Annotated in this window: 15 protein-coding genes and 1 riboswitch; of the genes, 13 read left to right on the top strand and 2 right to left on the bottom strand. The window is 73.3% G+C overall.

The genetic code is table 11. The features are described 5' to 3' along the window. Positions 1-4 precede the first annotated feature (4 nt). Together AB0E91_RS22995 and AB0E91_RS22990 are read left to right on the top strand one after the other, a co-directional pair. Entirely contained in the window at positions 5-310 is a 306-nt protein-coding gene (locus AB0E91_RS22995; protein ID WP_361784930.1) for a hypothetical protein, read from the top strand. A gap of 432 nt (positions 311-742) precedes the next feature. Beyond that, positions 743-966, top strand: a riboswitch (cyclic di-AMP (ydaO/yuaA leader). A 3-nt stretch (positions 967-969) separates the two neighbouring features. Then, complete coding sequence (locus AB0E91_RS22990; protein WP_361784927.1) at positions 970-1443, top strand: C40 family peptidase; 474 nt, start codon at positions 970-972, stop codon at positions 1441-1443. A gap of 42 nt (positions 1444-1485) precedes the next feature. Here the strand turns inward: AB0E91_RS22990 and AB0E91_RS22985 are convergent, their stop codons facing one another. Then, entirely contained in the window at positions 1486-1944 is a 459-nt protein-coding gene (locus AB0E91_RS22985; protein ID WP_361784924.1) for an ATP-binding protein, read from the bottom strand. 162 nt (positions 1945-2106) lie between these two features. Then, complete coding sequence (locus tag AB0E91_RS22980; RefSeq protein ID WP_361784921.1) at positions 2107-3255, bottom strand: 8-amino-7-oxononanoate synthase; 1149 nt, start codon at positions 3253-3255, stop codon at positions 2107-2109. Positions 3256-3402: 147 nt separating this feature from the next. Here AB0E91_RS22980 and bioB point away from each other — a divergent pair, with 147 nt between their 5' ends. The 11 genes from bioB (at position 3403) to AB0E91_RS22925 (ending at position 17013) form a co-directional block, all read left to right on the top strand. Further along, entirely contained in the window at positions 3403-4635 is a 1233-nt protein-coding gene (gene bioB / locus AB0E91_RS22975) for a biotin synthase BioB (protein ID WP_361784918.1), read from the top strand. A gap of 16 nt (positions 4636-4651) precedes the next feature. Next, positions 4652-5932, top strand: coding sequence for an adenosylmethionine--8-amino-7-oxononanoate transaminase (locus tag AB0E91_RS22970; RefSeq protein WP_361785522.1), 1281 nt, complete (start codon positions 4652-4654; stop codon positions 5930-5932). 1 nt (position 5933) lies between these two features. Further along, complete coding sequence (bioD, locus tag AB0E91_RS22965; RefSeq protein ID WP_361784915.1) at positions 5934-6653, top strand: dethiobiotin synthase; 720 nt, start codon at positions 5934-5936, stop codon at positions 6651-6653. A gap of 129 nt (positions 6654-6782) precedes the next feature. Continuing rightward, positions 6783-7472 carry a class I SAM-dependent methyltransferase gene (locus AB0E91_RS22960; protein WP_361784912.1) on the top strand — a complete coding sequence of 230 codons (690 nt, stop codon included), beginning with the start codon at positions 6783-6785 and terminating at the stop codon, positions 7470-7472. A gap of 187 nt (positions 7473-7659) precedes the next feature. Continuing rightward, a complete protein-coding gene (locus AB0E91_RS22955; RefSeq protein ID WP_361784909.1) occupies positions 7660-8472 on the top strand; it encodes an ABC transporter ATP-binding protein in 813 nt (270 codons plus the stop codon). 4 nt (positions 8473-8476) lie between these two features. Next, a complete protein-coding gene (locus AB0E91_RS22950; protein ID WP_361784906.1) occupies positions 8477-11044 on the top strand; it encodes an ABC transporter permease in 2568 nt (855 codons plus the stop codon). A gap of 105 nt (positions 11045-11149) precedes the next feature. After that, the gene (locus AB0E91_RS22945; protein WP_361784903.1) at positions 11150-12031 is read left to right on the top strand and encodes a TIGR03621 family F420-dependent LLM class oxidoreductase; all 882 of its coding nucleotides are present in this window, start codon (positions 11150-11152) and stop codon (positions 12029-12031) included. 196 nt (positions 12032-12227) lie between these two features. After that, the gene (locus AB0E91_RS22940; RefSeq protein ID WP_361784900.1) at positions 12228-13919 is read left to right on the top strand and encodes a DEAD/DEAH box helicase; all 1692 of its coding nucleotides are present in this window, start codon (positions 12228-12230) and stop codon (positions 13917-13919) included. Between the two features lie 65 nt (positions 13920-13984). Continuing rightward, the gene (locus tag AB0E91_RS22935) at positions 13985-14410 is read left to right on the top strand and encodes a GNAT family N-acetyltransferase (protein WP_361784897.1); all 426 of its coding nucleotides are present in this window, start codon (positions 13985-13987) and stop codon (positions 14408-14410) included. Positions 14411-14602: 192 nt separating this feature from the next. Then, complete coding sequence (locus tag AB0E91_RS22930) at positions 14603-16003, top strand: hemolysin family protein (protein WP_361784894.1); 1401 nt, start codon at positions 14603-14605, stop codon at positions 16001-16003. Then, positions 16000-17013 carry a hemolysin family protein gene (locus AB0E91_RS22925; protein WP_361784891.1) on the top strand — a complete coding sequence of 338 codons (1014 nt, stop codon included), beginning with the start codon at positions 16000-16002 and terminating at the stop codon, positions 17011-17013. The genes AB0E91_RS22930 and AB0E91_RS22925 overlap by 4 nt, the downstream gene beginning before the upstream one ends. The last annotated feature ends 106 nt before the right edge of the window (positions 17014-17119 follow it).

Raw genomic sequence — 17119 nt, 5'->3', positions numbered from 1 at the left:
CGCCGTGCTGCCGGACCTTCCACCGCTGCCCGCGCTGACCCGCGCCGAGGGCGAGCTGATCGACCGTTACCTGGAGACGGCCGAGCTGCTCGGCCGGATCAACCCCGCCCGGGAGGAGGACACGTACCGCGGTCTGCGGGCCGCGCAGGCCCTCGTGCGCAAGGCGACAGAGCTGAGGGACGCGCTCACGCTGATGCACCAGCGGGGCGAGACGGAGCTGCACGGGAGCACGCTGACACGCGCGCTGCGCCTGCTGGACGGCGAACGCCGCACCGCGCGGGTCGTGCTTCCGCCGGACGACGGGAAGTGACCCGACGCGCCGGAATACCACTGACCTTCCACGAGCCCGGCACACCCCTCGACCCCACCCCCGCCACGCTCCCGCCCGACCACGACACCCCGCCCGGACGCCCGGCACCCCCACCGGACCCCGCGCGTCGAGCACTCCCCCACTCGGGGAGCCGAAACGGGCCGAACGTGGTACCGCCGACCGGTGTATCTCCGGGCCCGTTTCCGCGCCCTCCGAGTTGCGCGGCGCACGCGTGACCGTGCCGTGAGGGGCCCTCGCGCCCCAGGTCCGGGGCTACGCACGGGGGCTGACGGAAGTTCGGGAACGGGACTGTCCACCCGATCGGGCGAGTGGTGAGTAACGCCACAAACCGCCGATTCCATTGGGATTTTCCGGCAGTAGTAAGTGAAGATCCCTGTCTGACGACAAGCCCCCGCCACAGCGGCGGGGCGGTCCGGGCGGACGCCGAGTCCTGCCGCCGCCCGGATGACCGGTCGACAGGAGTGCATCGGCAGGAGTGGAGGACCCGAGCAAGACGGGTCGCCGGCACGGACGTTCGCGAACAGCGGGCGGTCGTACCGAGTGGCCCTTGGGGTGAAGCCGTGGCGACACGGCCGGGCAACTTCGCCAGCCCGAATCCGACAGGTCATCCTTCACAGGCGGCTGACGAAGGGTTGCGCATGACTGCGCTCAATCGTGTCCCGTCGCTGATGGCCCGGGCCGGAACGGCTTCGGCCCTCACTCTTGCCGCCGTGGGCGGCTCGATCGCGGTGCCGGGGCTGGCCACGGAGGCCTCCGCCGCGACCACCGCGACGAAGGCGCTCCAGATCGCCGCGTCCAAGAAGGGCGCTCCGTACAGCTACGGGGCCACCGGACCGCGCCGGTTCGACTGCTCGGGGCTGACGCTCTACTCGTTCAAGAAGGCGGGCAAGAAGCTGCCCCGCACCGCCGCCCAGCAGTACAACAAGACGCACCACATCTCGGCCGGCCACCGCAAGGCCGGCGACCTGGTGTTCTTCCACTCGGGGTCCAGCGTCTACCACGTCGGGATCTACGCCGGGAAGGGCAAGATCTGGCACGCCCCGAAGACCGGGGACGTGGTGCGCCTGCAGAAGATCTGGACCAAGAGCGTCTGGTACGGCCGGGTGAACTGACCCGGCGTGAGCGCCGCCGCGGTCCCCGGAGCGGGGCCGCGGCTACGGTTCCTGACGCGCCGCCGCCGTCAGGGGCCCGGCCGGCGCCGTCCAGGGCAGCTCGACGGCGACCGTCTTGCCGCCCTCGCGGGTGGAACGGACCCGGAGTCTGCCGCCGCACTCGGCGGTCAGGCACCGGATGATGACCATCCCCCGCCCGTTGTCCTGCTGCACGGCCGCGGGCAGCCGTCTGGGAAAGCGCGGGTGGCTGTCCGTCACGCCGATGCGCAGCCACTCGTCCCGCACCAGGACGAGGTCCACGGTGAACGTGGGCGACTGCCCGAAGGTGTGCTGCACGGCGTTGGTCGCCAGCTCCGAGACGATGAGCCGTACGGTGTCGGCCGCCTCGGTGTCCGACGGCAGACCCCACTCCGCCAGGACGCGGAGTACGTAGGAGCGGGCCGTGGCGACCGAGGCGGGCTCGCTCGGCAAAGTGACGGAAGCTTCCAGATGGTCTGCCATGGCAACGTCGTCCCTTTCCACGCCGGGCGGTCAGCCTGCCACCACCGGACCGGCCGGGGGTACCAACCCCCGATATATGCACATATCTATCGCCCGATGCGGTGAACTCTGCGACGCGAGAACGGATTTGGGGTTCCCGACGCGCTCCGGCGCACGCCCGGCTCACTCCCGTCCGCGTCGGACCTGCGGCCGCGTCTCGCCGATCACCCTCACAGCGTGCGCGATCTCCTCGCCGCTCAGGTCCGCCCGCGCCGTCAGCCGCAGCCGTGAAATCCCGTCCGGCACCGAGGGCGGCCGGAAGCACCCCACGGCGAGCCCGGCCGTACGGCAGCGGGCCGCCCACTCGACGGCGTCGGACGCGGAGGGGGCGCGTACGGAGACCACGGCGGCGTCGGGACGTACCGCGTTCAGGCCCTCGGCGGTCAGGCGCGTGTGCAGCTCGGCGGCGACCGTACGGGCCCGGGCGGCTCGTTCGGGCTCGCGGCGCAGCAGCCGCAGCGCGGCGAGGGCGGCGCCGACGGAGGCGGGGGCGAGACCGGTGTCGAAGATGAAGGTACGGGCCGTGTTCACGAGGTGGGCGATGACCCGCTCCGGGCCGAGCACCACGCCGCCCTGGCTGCCGAGCGACTTGGAGAGGGTCGCGGTGGCCACCACGTCGTCGGCGCCCGCAAGCCCGGCAGCGTGCGGGGCACCCCGGCCGCCGTCGCCCAGGACACCGAGGCCGTGGGCGTCGTCCACCACCAGGCCCGCGCCGTGCGCCCGGCACGCGGCCGCGAGCGCGCCGAGCGGGGCCGCGTCGCCGTCCACGGAGAACACCGTGTCGGAGACGGCGACGGCGGCTCCCCGGTGGGTGCCGAGCACTTTGTCCACGGCCTCGGGGTCAGCGTGCGGGACGACCTGGGTGGTGCCCCGGGCGAGCCGGCAGCCGTCGATGAGCGAGGCGTGGTTGCCCGCGTCGGAGACGATCAGCGAGCCGTGCGGGGCGAGCGCGGTGACGGCGGCGAGGTTGGCGGCGTACCCGGAGGAGAAGACCAGGGCGGCCTCGAAGCCGCAGAAGTCGGCGAGTTCGCGCTCCAGTTCGGTGTGCAGCTCGGTGGTGCCGGTGACCAGCCGGGAGCCGGTGGAACCGCCGCCCCAGGCACGGGCGGCACGCGCGGCGCCCTCGGTGGTCCCGGGGTGGCGGGCGAGGCCCAGGTAGTCGTTGCTCGCGAGGTCCAGGAGCGGGGAGTGGGACGGACGGGGGCGCAGGGTGCGTACCAGTCCGGCGCGGCGGCGGGCCCCGGCCTCCTCGTCGATCCAGCCGAACGCCATGGGTCCTCCGGTGCTTTTGTAGGTAGCGGACAGACACTAGCGGTCCGTGTCGCCGCCCATGATGTGGCAATACCCACACTCCGAACGGCTTCTGTTGTGTGAAGTCTCCTTGGCCCGGGGCGGTGCCGTAGGACAGGATCGGGCCCCATGGACCTCCTGAACACGCTGGTGGACAAGGGACTTCGGCGCGAGTCGCCGACGCGGGCCGAGGCGCTCGCCGTGCTGGCCACCACCGACGACGAACTGCTCGACGTGGTGGCCGCGGCCGGCAAGGTGCGCCGGCACTGGTTCGGGCGGCGGGTGAAACTCAACTATCTGGTCAACCTCAAGTCGGGCCTGTGCCCGGAGGACTGCTCCTACTGCTCGCAGCGGCTCGGCTCGACGGCGGGCATCCTCAAGTACAGCTGGCTGAAGCCGGACCAGGCGTCCGAGGCGGCCGCGGCGGGGCTCGCCGGGGGCGCCAAGCGGGTGTGCCTGGTGGCGTCCGGGCGCGGGCCGACGGACCGGGACGTGGACCGGGTCTCGGAGACCATCAAGGCGATCAAGGACCAGAACGAGGGCGTGGAGGTGTGCGCCTGTCTGGGTCTGCTCTCCGACGGCCAGGCGGAGCGGCTGCGCGCGGCGGGCGCCGACGCCTACAACCACAACCTCAACACCTCCGAGGCGACCTACGGCGACATCACCACCACCCACACGTACGCCGACCGGGTGGACACGGTGCACAAGGCGCACGCGGCCGGGCTGTCCGCCTGCTCGGGGCTGATCGCGGGCATGGGCGAGAGCGACGCGGATCTGGTGGACGTGGTGTTCGCGCTGCGCGAGCTGGACCCGGACTCCGTTCCGGTGAACTTCCTGATCCCGTTCGAGGGCACCCCGCTGGCCAAGGAGTGGAACCTCACCCCGCAGCGCTGTCTGCGCATCCTCGCCATGGTCCGCTTCGTCTGCCCGGACGTGGAGGTGCGCATCGCGGGCGGCCGCGAGGTCCATCTGCGCACGCTCCAGCCGCTCGCGCTGCACCTCGCCAACTCGATCTTCCTCGGCGACTACCTCACCAGCGAGGGCCAGGCGGGCAGGGCCGACCTGGAGATGATCGCGGACGCCGGGTTCGAGGTGGAGGGCGCCGACGAGGTCACGCTGCCGGAGCACCGGGTGGCGGGCGGGGGCGGGTGCGGGTCGGGTGCCGCCGGGGAAGGTGGCTGCGGTTCGCACGGTGTGTGCGGTACGGCGGACTCCGCACCGGCGAAGGCCCCGGCGCAGGCGACCGCCCCGGACGAGACGGAGACCCCGGCCGACACCAAGCCCGCCGCCGACGCGCCCCGTACCGACCTCGTCGCCGTACGCCGCCGTGGCGCCGGAACGGACCTCGCGCCCAATGCCTGACCTCGTGCCCGACCTCATGCCCGACCTCGACACGGCCGGGCTGCTCGACCTCGACCGGCGGCACGTGTGGCACCCGTACGGCCCGATGCCCGGCCGCGCCGAACCGCTCGTCGTGGAGTCGGCGAGCGGGGTCCGGCTGCGACTGGCCGACGGCGGCGGCGAGTTGGTCGACGGGATGTCGTCCTGGTGGTCCGCGATCCACGGTTACCGGCACCCGGTGCTGGACGCGGCGGCACGGGAGCAGCTGGGCCGGATGAGCCATGTGATGTTCGGCGGGCTCACGCACGAGCCCGCCGTACGACTGGCGAAGCTCCTTGTCGACATGTCCCCCGAGGGCCTTGAGCACGTCTTCCTCGCGGACTCCGGCTCGGTGTCCGTCGAGGTCGCCGTGAAGATGTGCCTCCAGTACTGGCGCTCGCTCGGCCGCCCGGCCAAGCGGCGGCTGCTGACCTGGCGCGGCGGCTACCACGGCGACACCTGGCACCCGATGTCGGTGTGCGACCCCGAGGGCGGGATGCACGGGCTCTGGTCCGGGGCGCTGCCCCGCCAGGTGTTCGCGGACGCGCCGCCCGCCGCGTACGAGGAGACGTACGCCGACCATCTGCGGACCCTGATCGAGCGGCACGCGGACGAACTGGCCGCCGTGATCGTGGAGCCGGTGGTACAGGGCGCGGGCGGGATGCGGTTCCACTCCCCCGCGTATCTTCGGGTGCTGCGCGAGGCGTGCGACGCGCACGGCGTGCTGCTGGTGTTCGACGAGATCGCCACCGGGTTCGGCCGCACGGGTGCGCTGTTCGCGGCGGATCACGCGGGGGTGACCCCGGATGTGATGTGCGTGGGCAAGGCGCTGACCGGCGGCTATCTGACGATGGCGGCGACGCTGTGCACCGCGCGGGTGGCCGACGGCATCTCGCGCGGCGAGGTGCCGGTGCTCGCGCACGGGCCGACCTTCATGGGCAATCCGCTGGCCGCCCACGTGGCCTGCGCCTCCGTCGGACTGCTGCTCGGCCAGGACTGGCGGGCGGAGGTCAAGCGGATCGAGGCGGGGCTGACGGAGGGCCTGGCGGAGGCGGCGGAGCTGCCCGGCGTACGGGACGTACGTGTGCTCGGCGCCATCGGGGTGGTCCAGCTCGACCACGAGGTGGACATGGCGGCGGCCGGCCGGGCCGCCGTGCGGGAGGGCGTGTGGCTGCGCCCGTTCCGCGATCTGGTCTACACGATGCCGCCGTACGTCACGGACGACGCGGACGTGGCACGGGTCGCGCGCGCGGTGTGCGCCGCCGCGCGGGAGGGATGACATGCCGGTACTGGTGATCACGGGCACGGGCACGGAGGTCGGCAAGACGGTCACGACCGCCGCCGTCGCCGCGACCGCGCTCGCGGCGGGGCGTTCGGTGGCCGTGCTGAAGGCCGCACAGACGGGCGTACGGCCCGGTGAGCACGGGGACGCCGATGAGGTGGCCCGCCTCGCGGGCCCCCTCACGACGGCCGAACTCGCCCGCTATCCCGACCCGTTGGCGCCGGGCACGGCGGCCCGGCGGGCCGGTATGGCTGCGGTGCGGCCGCAGGAGGTGGCCGAGGCGGCGGCCAAGCTGGCCACCGAGCACGATCTGGTGCTGGTGGAGGGCGCGGGCGGGCTGCTCGTACGGTTCGACGCGGCGGGCGGCACGCTGGCGGACGCGGCGGTGCTGCTGGGTGCGCCCGTGCTGGTGGTCGCTCCGGCGGGCCTTGGCACGCTCAACTCCACGGAGCTGACGGCACGTGAACTCAGGTTGCGTCAGCTTGAGTTGATCGGCGTGGTGATCGGCTCCTGGCCGAAGGACCCCGATCTGGCCGCGCGTTGCAATGTGGCCGACCTGCCGGAGGTGGCCGGGGCTCCGCTGCTCGGCGCGATCCCGGCCGGGGCGGGTGCGCTGAAGCCCGTCGACTTCCGTGCAACGGCGCCGAGTTGGCTGTCGGCGCGGCTGGGAGGTGAGTGGGACGCGGGGGCCTTCCGGGAGCGGCAGGCGGCGTTCTAGCGGGCCGGCGTCGCATGGTCGGGCGCGCGCCGGGTTCGTATCCGGCCGCGTGTCCGCGAGGGGGGGACATTCCGCGTGTCCTCGGGAAGAATCGGCGTAGAGGCGGGACCGTTCCTCCGGGAGGCTGCCATGCGACTGTCCTCGACCCGCTCCGGCCGGGCGGCGGGCCCCGACGGCGTCCACCACCCCCTGTTCGCCCGCTGCTGGGCCCACCTCAGCGAGAGCGCGGACACGCGACTGGGCCTGGCCGCGCTGCGGGAGCGGCTGCTCGCGGGGCTTTCCGGGCGGGTGATCGAGATCGGCGCGGGCAACGGGCTGAACTTCGCCCGCTACCCGGCGGCCGTCTCGGAGGTCGTGGCGATCGAACCGGAGCCGCTGCTCAGGCGGTTGGCCCTCCGGGCGGCGCTGCGGGCGGACGTGCCCGTGGACGTCGTACCGGGGACGGCGGAGGCGCTGCCGGTCAAGAGCGAGTCGTTCGACGCGGCCGTGCTGTGCCTGGTGCTGTGCAGTGTGCGGGACGTGCGGCGGGCCCTGGCGGAGGTGCGGCGGGTGCTCAAGCCCGGCGGTGAGGTCCGCTTCCTGGAGCACGGCCGGGGCGGTGGGCGTGTGATGCGGTCGGCCCAGCGCGCCCTGGACCGCACGGTGTGGCCCCACCTGGCCGGCGGCTGCCGGCTGTCCCGAGCCCCGCTGACGGAGCTGCGCGAGGCGGGCTTCACCGTCGGGCCGTACCAGCGGGTGAGCCTCCCGGACCGGGGACCGAAGCTGCCGTGGTCGTACGGGGTCCTGGGGACGGCGCGGCGCCCGGGGCCCGTAACGTAGCGCGGCCCACCCGGAAGGATCAGCGTCCCCGGCTCCCGTGGCGGGCGGTCCGGCGGGCGCTCCCGCGCGGAGAGCCCCTCCGATCTCGCCTGTACCGGCTGCCGTGAAGCGGAGCGGATGTGGGGCGGGTCACACTAGGCTCCCCCTGGGCAGGAAGTCGGGACATCCAGGTGACCGGGAGGCGGTCTTGTTCACATCTGCCGAGGAGAACGTGCCGGGGGCCGAGCCGGGGCGGGGCACCGCGGCCCGGGCGCGCGGGCTGACCAAGGCGTACGGCTCGGGCGAGACCGCCGTGATCGCGTTGGACTCGGTCGACGTGGACATCGCACGCGGCCGCTTCACCGCCGTGATGGGCCCCTCCGGCTCGGGCAAGTCCACGCTGATGCACTGCCTGGCGGGGCTGGACACCGTCTCGGCCGGTCAGGTGTGGCTCGGGGACACCGAGATCACGGGGCTGAAGGACAAGGAGCTGACCCGGCTGCGGCGCGACCGGATCGGGTTCATGTTCCAGTCGTTCAATCTGATCCCGACGCTGAACGCGGCCGAGAACATCACGCTCCCCATGGACATCGCGGGCCGTAAGCCGGACGAGAAGTGGCTGGACCAGGTGATCGACACCCTGGGGTTGCGCGGCCGCCTCAAGCACCGGCCCTCGCAGCTCTCGGGCGGTCAGCAGCAGCGGGTGGCCTGTGCGCGGGCGCTGGCGTCCCAGCCCGAGCTGATCTTCGCCGACGAGCCGACCGGAAACCTGGACTCGCGGGCCGGTCTGGAGGTGCTGGGCTTTCTGCGCAGGGCGGTGGACGAGCTGGGGCAGACCGTCGTGATGGTCACCCACGACCCGGGCGCCGCCGCCCACTCCGACCAGGTGCTCTTCCTGGCCGACGGCAGGATCGTGGACCGGATGGAGCGGCCCACGGCGGACGCGGTGCTGGAGCGGATGAAGGCGTTCGACGTGGTGCGGGGCCGGATCGGCGGCGACGCCGTGGCGCAGGAGGACTGATCCGGTGCTCACGGCGACGCTGAGAAGCTTCCTCGCGCACAAGGGACGCCTCGCGCTGTCCGCGCTGGCCGTGCTGCTGTCCGTGGCGTTCGTCGCGGGCAGCCTGATCTTCTCCGACACGGTGAGCCGGACCTTCGACCGGCTCTTCGCGTCGACGGCGGCCGATGTGACGGTGAGCCCGAAGGAGGACCTGCGCTCCCCGGTGCCGGGCGGCACCGTGCAGACCGTCCCGGCCGCGCTGCGGGACCGGGTGGCGAAGGTGCCCGGGGTGGCGTCGGTCCACGCGGACGTGTCCGTGCAGAACGTCGTGGTGGTCGACAGCCGGAACAAGTCCGTCGGCCCGACGACCGGCGCCCCCACCATCGCCACGTCCTGGTACGTCACCGACCGCAGCCCGGTCGAGCTGACCTCGGGTCACGCCCCGCGCGGCGCGGGCGAGGCGCTGCTCGACGCGGACACCGCGAGCAAGAAGCACGTACGGGCCGGGGACACGCTCACCGTGCAGGCGCAGCCGGGCACCTTCAAGGTCCGGGTCGTCGGCATCGCCACGTTCACCACGACCAACCCCGGCGCGGCCCTGGTGTTCCTGGACCCGGCGGTGGCCGGGCGCGAGCTGCTGGGCTCGGCCGACCGGGCCACCGCCATCTCCGTGGACGCGGCCCCGGGCGTCGACGACAAGGTGCTCAAGAGCCGGGTGGCGACGGCGGTCGGGCCCGGCCGCTACGACCTGAAGACCGCCGGTGAGCAGGCGAAGTCGGCCGCGGCGAACCTCGGCGGCTTCCTCGACGTGATCAAGTACGTGATGCTGGGCTTCGCCGGGATCGCCGTCCTGGTGGGCATCTTCCTCATCGTCAACACCTTCTCGATGCTGATCGCGCAGCGCACCCGTGAGCTGGGCCTGCTGCGCGCGCTGGGCGCCGACCGGCGGCAGGTGCGCCGCTCGGTGCTCCTGGAGGCGCTGCTGCTCGGCGCGGTCGGCTCGACGCTGGGTCTCGCGGCCGGGATCGGGCTGGCCTTCGGGCTGATCCGGCTGATGAGCGCGTTCGGGATGAACCTGAAGGCCACGGAGATGGTGATCGGCTGGGGCACGCCGGTCGCGGCGTACGCGGTCGGGGTGGGCGTCACCTTCGTCGCCGCGTATCTGCCCGCGCGGCGCGCGGCGACCGTCTCCCCGATGGCCGCGCTCTCGGACGCCGAGATCGCGGGCATCGACAAGCCGCTGACCGCACGGGCCGTCGCGGGCGGTGTCATCGGCGTGGCCGGCGCGGCCGCGCTGGCCGGCTGCGTGGCCTCGGACAAGGCCGGTACGGCGGCCTCGCTGCTCGGTCTCGGTGTGGTGCTGACGCTGATCGCGACGGTCGTCGCCGGGCCGCTCCTGGTGCGGCCGGTGATCCGGGTGCTCGGCGCGGCCTTCCCGGCGCTGTTCGGCTCGGTGGGCCGGATGAGCCAGCGCAACGCGCTGCGCAATCCGCGCCGTACGGGCGCCACGGCGGCCGCGCTGATGGTGGGCCTGGCGCTGGTCGGCGGGATGTCGGTGGCGAGCGCGTCGATGTCGGCCTCGTTCGACCGGCAGATCGACCGGACACTGGGCGCGGACTACGTCGTGCAGAGCCAGAACTTCACGCCGTTCACCAAGGAGGTCACCCGCGCGGTGGAGGGCACCCCGGGCGTCGGCCTGGTCGTCCAGCAGCGGCTGACCCCGCTCGCGCTGCGGCTGCCCGACGGCAAGCGGGTGGAGACGGCGGCCGCGGGCTACGGCCCGCACCTCGACCAGGTCGCCCATCTGACCTACACCCAGGGCGGGACGGCGGCCGCGCTGGCGGACGGGAATCTGGCGATGGACGCCGGGTTCGCGAAGGACCACCGGGTGAAGATCGGCAGCGTGCTCCCGGTGGAGTTCCCGGGCGGCCGGCGGGCCGCGCTGACGGTCGGCGCGCTCACCAACCTGGACACGGGCGAGGGCTTCGGCACCCAGGGCGGCGTCTTCCTCGGCCTGGACACCCTGGAGAAGTACGCGCCCGGCGGCCAGGACTCCTCCCTCTACGTCAACGCCTCCCCCGGCACCGACGCGAGCAAGCTGCGCGGCGCGCTGGACACGTCCCTGAAGCCGTTCCCGCAGGTCCAGGTGCGTGACCAGGCCGACTACAAGAAGCTGGTGCACGACCAGATCGCCGTCCTGCTCTACCTGGTCTACGCCCTGCTCGGCCTCGCCATCGTCATCGCCGTGCTCGGCGTGGTGAACACGCTCGCGCTCTCGGTGGTCGAGCGCACCCGCGAGATCGGCCTGCTGCGCGCGATCGGGCTCAGCCGTCGGCAGCTGCGCCGGATGATCCGCCTTGAGTCTGTGGTGATCGCGGTCTTCGGCGCGGTCCTCGGGCTCGCCCTCGGCCTGGTCTGGGGTGTGTGCGGCCAGCAGGTCCTGGCCCTGCGCGGCCTGAAGGAACTGGCCGTCCCCTGGGGCACGATCGTCGCGGTGGTGATCGGTGCGGCGGTGGTCGGCGTGGTCGCGGCCCTGCTCCCGGCGCTGCGCGCATCGCGGATGAACGTGCTGGCGGCCATCGCGCACGAGTGAGTCACGCGTTCGGACCCGGCTGAGCCATGCGTTCGGCCCCGGCCGGGCGCGTGGCGTGGTGGAATCGCCGGGTCAGCTCAACTCGACCCAGGTACAGGAGAGTTCATGCCGCGCCCGTTCCGGTTCGGAGTCAACATGCTCACCCCGTCGCCCGCCGCCGAGTGGCGGGCGAGGTGCCGGCTGGCCGAGGAGCTGGGGTACGACGTGATCCTGGTCCCGGACCATCTGGGCATGGTCGCGCCGTTCCCGGCGCTGGTGGCGGCCGCGGCGGTGACCGAGCGGCCCCGGCTCGGCACGCTGGTGCTCAACGCGGGGCTGTGGAACCCGACGCTGCTGGCCCGCGAGGTCGCCACCACGGACGCGCTGACCGACGGGCGCCTGGAGCTGGGCCTCGGCACCGGTTACGTGCGTGCCGAGCACGAGCGGGCCGGGCTGCCGTTCGGTGCCCCGCAGGAGCGGGCGGATCATCTGCGCCGCACGGTGGAGGAGCTGGAGCGGCTGCTCGGCTCCGGCGAGGCGGGTTTCCGGTCCGCGCAGGAGCGGGTGCCGCTGCTGATCGGCGGCGACGGCGAGCGCACGCTGCCGCTGGGCGTGGCGCACGCGGACACCATCGGCTTCACCGGGGCGCGGCTGGTGGGCGGGCAGTTGCGGCCGCTCCCGGCGAAGGAGGTGGCCGAGCGGGTGGCCCGCTACGCGGAGCTGGCGGCGGACCGGGCCGTACCGGCGGAGCGGAACCTGCTGATCCAGACGGTCGCCGTCACCGACGATCCCGCCGCCGCGCTCGCCCCGCTGCTGGAGCGGCAGCCGCAGCTGACCCTGGAGGAGGCGCTGGAGCTGCCCGTCGTCCTGGCCGGAACGCTGGACGAGATCGTGGCGAAGGTGCTCGCGCTGCGGGAGCGGTACGGGTTCTCGTATCTGACCGTGCTGGACCCGTACCTGGAGGTGTTCGCGCCGGTGCTGGAGCGGCTGCGGACAGCGGACGCTTAGACCATTCGGGGTTTTCCTTCCGATTCGGGGCGGTATACATGCTTCCGTACCGCGTGACCCGCACGGGGTGCCCCCGCGCGCGGTGTGGAGCCCGTACGGCCCGGACGCGGCCGTACGTCCTGCGGGCGGCCCGGCGCACGCGCGCCGAGGGGCCGCCGGGCGCCCCCGCGACCGCCTTCCGGAAGAGGGATGCGCCATGACGACAGACACCGGCGACGGGCAGGTCGGCTTCGCCGATCTCGAACTGGCCCCCGAGATCCTGCGGGCGCTGACCGCGCTCGGCTACGAGGAGCCCACCCCGATCCAGCAGGAGGCGATCCCGCCCATGCTGGCGGGGCACGACCTGCTGGGGCAGGCGGCCACGGGCACCGGCAAGACCGCCGCGTTCGCGCTGCCGCTGATCCAGCGCATCGCGCGCGACGGCAAGCGCGGCGCGGGGCCCTCCGCACTGGTGCTGACGCCGACCCGCGAGCTGGCCATCCAGGTGTCGGAGGCGGTCCACCGCTACGGCACCGACCTGGGCGTACGCGTCCTGCCGGTGTACGGCGGCCAGCCCATCGGGCGGCAGCTGCGCGAGCTCCAACGCGGCGTGGACGTGGTGGTGGCGACCCCGGGCCGAGCCCTTGACCACATCGCGCGGGGCACGCTGAAGCTGGACGACCTGCGCACGGTCGTCCTCGACGAGGCCGACGAGATGCTGGACATGGGCTTCGCGGAGGACATCGACGCGATCCTGGAGCACATGCCCGAGGAGCGGCAGACGGTGCTGTTCTCGGCGACGATGCCCGCACGGATCGACTCCATGGCGCGCAAGCACCTCAGCGATCCGGTCCGGGTGCGCATCGAGCGGGAGGCGCCCGCGCCGGGCGAGGCACCCCGGGTGCGCGAGTCGGCGTACGTCGTGGCGCGCAACCAGAAGCCCACCGCGCTGGGACGCCTGCTGGACGTGGAGTCGCCGGAGGCGGCGATCGTGTTCTGCCGCACCCGTGACCAGGTGGACCAGCTCTCCGAGACGCTGAACGGGCGCGGCTACCGCGCCGAGGCGCTGCACGGCGGCCTCAGCCAGGAGCAGCGGGACCGGGTGATGGGGCGGCTGCGCAGCGGTACGGCGGATCTGCTGGTCGCGACCGATGTCGCGGCGCGCGGCATCGACGTGGAGCATCTGACACACGTGATCAACTACGACGTGCCGTCGGCGCCGGAGTCGTACGTCCACCGGATCGGGCGGGTCGGCCGCGCGGGCCGCGAGGGCGTGGCGATCACGCTGGCGGAGCCGCGCGAGTCCCGGATGCTCAAGACGATCGAGCGGGTGACCGGGCGGAAGGTCCCGCTGGAGAAGGTGCCGTCGGTGGCGGACCTGCGGGCCCGGCGTCTCGAGCTGACGCGGGCGGCGCTGCACGAGAGTCTGCTGGACGACGAGGACCTGGAGCGGTTCCGGGTGGTGGTGGAGACCCTCGGGGACGAGTTCGACGTGATGGACGTGGCGCTGGCGGCGGTGAAGCTGGCGCACGAGTCGAGCGGGGCCGCGTTCGACGAGGAGGAGATCCCCGAGCTGGCGCCGAGGGACGACCGGGACCGCGGCCGCGACCGGGGCCGCGACCGTGGCACGCGCGGCCCCCGGGGCCCCCGGCGCTCCTCGCCGGGCATGACGCGGCTGTTCGTGGGCGCCGGGCGCAGTGCGGGCATCCGGCCGCAGGACCTGGTGGGCGCCATCGCGGGCGAGTCGCGGCTGAGCGGGCGGGACATCGGCTCGATCGAGATCGCCGACCGTTTCTCGCTGGTGGAGGTCCCCGACGACGCGGCGGAGGACGTGATCCACGCGCTGCGCGGTGCCTCGATCAAGGGGCGGCGGGCGCAGGTGCGGCGGGAGCGGGAACCGCAGCGCTGAGCTGAAAGGAGCGGTGGGGAAATTCCCTGGCCCGACGGGACGGCGTTCTGGTTGGGTCGGGGGACATGAGCGATCTCCAGATCAGGTCCGCCGCCGCCTGCGACATCGACTCCGTCCTGGGGTTCTGGCGGGAGGCGGCGGAGGGCACGAGCATCAGTGACGACCGGGACGGAGTGGCCCGGCTCATCGCGACGGACCCCGAGGCGCTGCTGCTCGCGGAGCGCGCGGGGGTGCTGGTCGGGACGGTCATCGCCGGTTTCGACGGCTGGCGCTGCTCGGCGTACCGCCTCGCCGTGCACCCGGACCATCGCCGTCAGGGCGTCGCGAGCGCGTTGCTCGAAGCGGCGGAGCGGCGGTTCGCCGCGCTCGGCGGGCGCCGGGCGGACGCGATGGTGCTGGTGCGCAACGAGACGGCGCACCATGCCTGGGGCGCGGCGGGGTACGCGCCGGAGGAGCACTGGCGCCGCTGGGTGAAGCCGCTGACGTCCTGAGGCCGGAACCGCTCGGCCGCTCCTGAGGCCGAAGCGGCCCGGCCACACGGACGCTTTGCGTTTCCTTTACCCTTGAGGTGCCATCCGGCCCTCGACGAAAGGTTGTGAGCGTCCGCCCATGGGCGAGCCTCCCAGTACGCGACATCGCGCGTTCCGCGCCCCCGTGCCCGATCATGGGACGGGGGTGACCCGATGACCGAAGTACTGCTCCTTCTGGTGGCGGTCCTGCTGTCGCTCGCCTGCGGTGCCTTCGTGGCGGCCGAGTTCTCGCTGACCACGGTCGAGCGCGGCGAACTGGAGCGGGCCGCCGCGCGCGGCGAACGCGGCGCCCCGGGGGCGCTGAAGGCCGTACGCAGTCTGACCTTCCAGCTCTCCGGCGCCCAGCTCGGCATCACCGTGACCAACCTGGTGGTCGGCATGCTCGCCGAGCCGTCGATCGCCAAGCTGCTGTCCGGGCCGTTCCGGGCGATGGGCCTGTCGGCGACCACCGCGAGTTCGGTCGCGCTGGTGCTCGGCACGGCCCTCTCGACGGTGTTCCTGATGGTCGTCGGCGAGCTGGTGCCGAAGAACTGGGCGATCTCCTCGCCGCTGGCCGTGGCCAAGCGGGTGGGTACGCCGCAGCGCTGGTTCAGCAATGCCTTCCGCCCGTTCATCACCCACCTGAACAACACCGCCAACCACGTGGTGCGCCGCTTCGGCCTGGAGCCCGCCGAGGAGCTGGCCTCGGCGCGCGGGCCGCAGGAACTGGTGGCGCTCGCCCGGCACTCCGCGAAGCAGGGCGCGCTGGAGGCGGACACCGCCGAGCTGTTCGTCCGCACGCTGAACCTGGCCGACCTCACCGCGGAGAACGTGATGACACCCCGCGTCCAGGTCGTCGCCCTGGACACCCAGGCGACCTGCGAGGACGTGGCCAACGCGACCCGCGCGACCGGCCTTTCGCGGTTCCCGGTGTACCGGGGCGGGCTGGACTCGGTGGTCGGCGTCGCGCACATCAAGGACGTACTGGCGATGCCCGCCGAGGACCGGCCGGTGCGCTCGGTCACCCAGATCATGCGCGAACCCCTGCTGGTCCCGGAGTCCCTGACCGTGGACCGGCTCCTCGACCGGCTCTCCGGCCGCCGCACCATGGCTGTCGTCATCGACGAGTACGGCGGCACGGCGGGCGTCGCGACACTGGAGGACATCGTCGAGGAGGTCGTCGGCGAGGTCCGCGACGAGCACGACCCGCACGAGACGCCCGACCTCGCGCCCGACGGCACCGACGAGGCGGGGCGTCTGGTGTACGCGGCGGACGGCGCCGCCCGCACCGACCAGCTCGCCACCATCGGACTCCGGGTGCCCGAGGGGCCGTACGAGACGCTCGCCGGGCTCGTCGCCACCCGGCTCGGCCGGATACCCGAGGCCGGGGACCGGGTCGAGGTGGCCGGCTGGCGGCTGGAGGTGACGGACGCCTCCGGGCACCGGGCCGCACGGGTGCGGCTGCACGCGCCATGGGGCGCTGTCCGGGGCGGCTCGGAACACGGTGGCTCGGAACACGGTGGCACGGAGCACGGTGGCACGGAGCGCGGTGAGCGGACGGAGGGGGCGCGATGACCGCCGTACAGCTGTTGATCGGACTGGCGACCCTGGTCGTCAACGCCTTCTTCGTGGGCGCCGAGTTCGCGCTGATCTCGGTACGGCGCTCGCAGGTCGAGCCGCTGGCCCAGGAGGGCGACAAGCGGGCCCGGCGGGTGCTGTGGGGCCTGGAACACGTCTCCGCGCTGCTCGCGGCGGCCCAGCTCGGCATCACCCTGTGCACGCTGGTCCTCGGCGTGGTCGCCGAACCGGCCATCGCGCACCTGCTGGAGCCGGTGTTCCACGCGGTCGGGGTGCCGTCGAGCGCGGGACACGTGGTGTCCTTCGTGATCGCGCTGAGCCTGGCGACGTATCTGCACATGCTGCTCGGCGAGATGGTCCCGAAGAACATCGCGCTCGCGGAGCCGGTGCGCTCGGCGCTGCTGCTCGGCCCTCCGCTGGTGGCGCTGTCCAAGGCGCTCCGCCCGGTGATCTTCACCATCAACGCCTTCGCCAACGGCCTGCTGAAACTCCTCCGCGTCGAGGCCAAGGACGAGGTGTCGGCCACCTTCACCGACATCGAACTCGCCGAGATCGTCAAGGACGCCAGCGAGGCGGGCCTGATCGACGACCGCGCCCAGGAACGCCTCCACGACGCCCTCGAACTCGGCAGCCGCCCGGTCCGCGACGTCGTCGTCCCCCTGGAACGCGTCGTCTACGCCCGCGTCGGCATCACCCCCGAACAACTCGAACGCCTCTCCGCCGAGTCGGGCTTCTCCCGCTTCCCGGTGGTCGACGACGGCCGCCGCATCGTCGGCTACCTCCACGTGAAGGACGCCCTCGACGCCTCCCCCCGCGACGTGCCCTTCCAACTGCGCGACATGCGCCCGATCGCCCGCGTCCGCGAGAGCGGCCCGCTGGACGACGTGCTCACGGCCATGCGCGGCAGCCGGACGCACGTGGCGGCGGTGATCGGTGAGGACGGCCGGCTGGCGGGACTGGTGACGATGGAGGACGTACTGCGGGAGCTGTTCGGCCAGACGGCGTGATGCCTCCGGCGGTGGGCGGGTTCGCGGCAGGGGCGGGCGGTGCTGCTTACGGCCGGGCCGGGGGCACCGACCGACGGGTATGGCGGCAGGGATACCATCTCTGTCG

This window comes from Streptomyces sp. NPDC026659 (assembly GCF_040638245.1).
In the GTDB taxonomy this organism is placed as follows: Bacteria; Actinomycetota; Actinomycetes; order Streptomycetales; family Streptomycetaceae; genus Streptomyces.
Note: the sequence above shows the minus strand (reverse complement) of the source record. Positions and strands in the feature narration are given on the sequence as shown.

Bases quoted from the DNA above. Each gene is read 5' to 3' on its own strand.
- AB0E91_RS22930 (WP_361784894.1), top strand. From the start codon at position 14,603: ATGACCGAAGTACTGCTCCTTCTGGTGGCGGTCCTGCTGTCGCTCGCC.
- AB0E91_RS22980 (WP_361784921.1), bottom strand. From the start codon at position 3,255: ATGGCGTTCGGCTGGATCGACGAGGAGGCCGGGGCCCGCCGCCGCGCC.
- AB0E91_RS22925 (WP_361784891.1), top strand. From the start codon at position 16,000: ATGACCGCCGTACAGCTGTTGATCGGACTGGCGACCCTGGTCGTCAAC.
- AB0E91_RS22970 (WP_361785522.1), top strand. From the start codon at position 4,652: ATGCCCGACCTCGACACGGCCGGGCTGCTCGACCTCGACCGGCGGCAC.
- AB0E91_RS22940 (WP_361784900.1), top strand. From the start codon at position 12,228: ATGACGACAGACACCGGCGACGGGCAGGTCGGCTTCGCCGATCTCGAA.
- AB0E91_RS22990 (WP_361784927.1), top strand. From the start codon at position 970: ATGACTGCGCTCAATCGTGTCCCGTCGCTGATGGCCCGGGCCGGAACG.
- AB0E91_RS22960 (WP_361784912.1), top strand. From the start codon at position 6,783: ATGCGACTGTCCTCGACCCGCTCCGGCCGGGCGGCGGGCCCCGACGGC.
- AB0E91_RS22985 (WP_361784924.1), bottom strand. From the start codon at position 1,944: ATGGCAGACCATCTGGAAGCTTCCGTCACTTTGCCGAGCGAGCCCGCC.
- bioB (WP_361784918.1), top strand. From the start codon at position 3,403: ATGGACCTCCTGAACACGCTGGTGGACAAGGGACTTCGGCGCGAGTCG.
- AB0E91_RS22935 (WP_361784897.1), top strand. From the start codon at position 13,985: ATGAGCGATCTCCAGATCAGGTCCGCCGCCGCCTGCGACATCGACTCC.
- bioD (WP_361784915.1), top strand. From the start codon at position 5,934: ATGCCGGTACTGGTGATCACGGGCACGGGCACGGAGGTCGGCAAGACG.
- AB0E91_RS22945 (WP_361784903.1), top strand. From the start codon at position 11,150: ATGCCGCGCCCGTTCCGGTTCGGAGTCAACATGCTCACCCCGTCGCCC.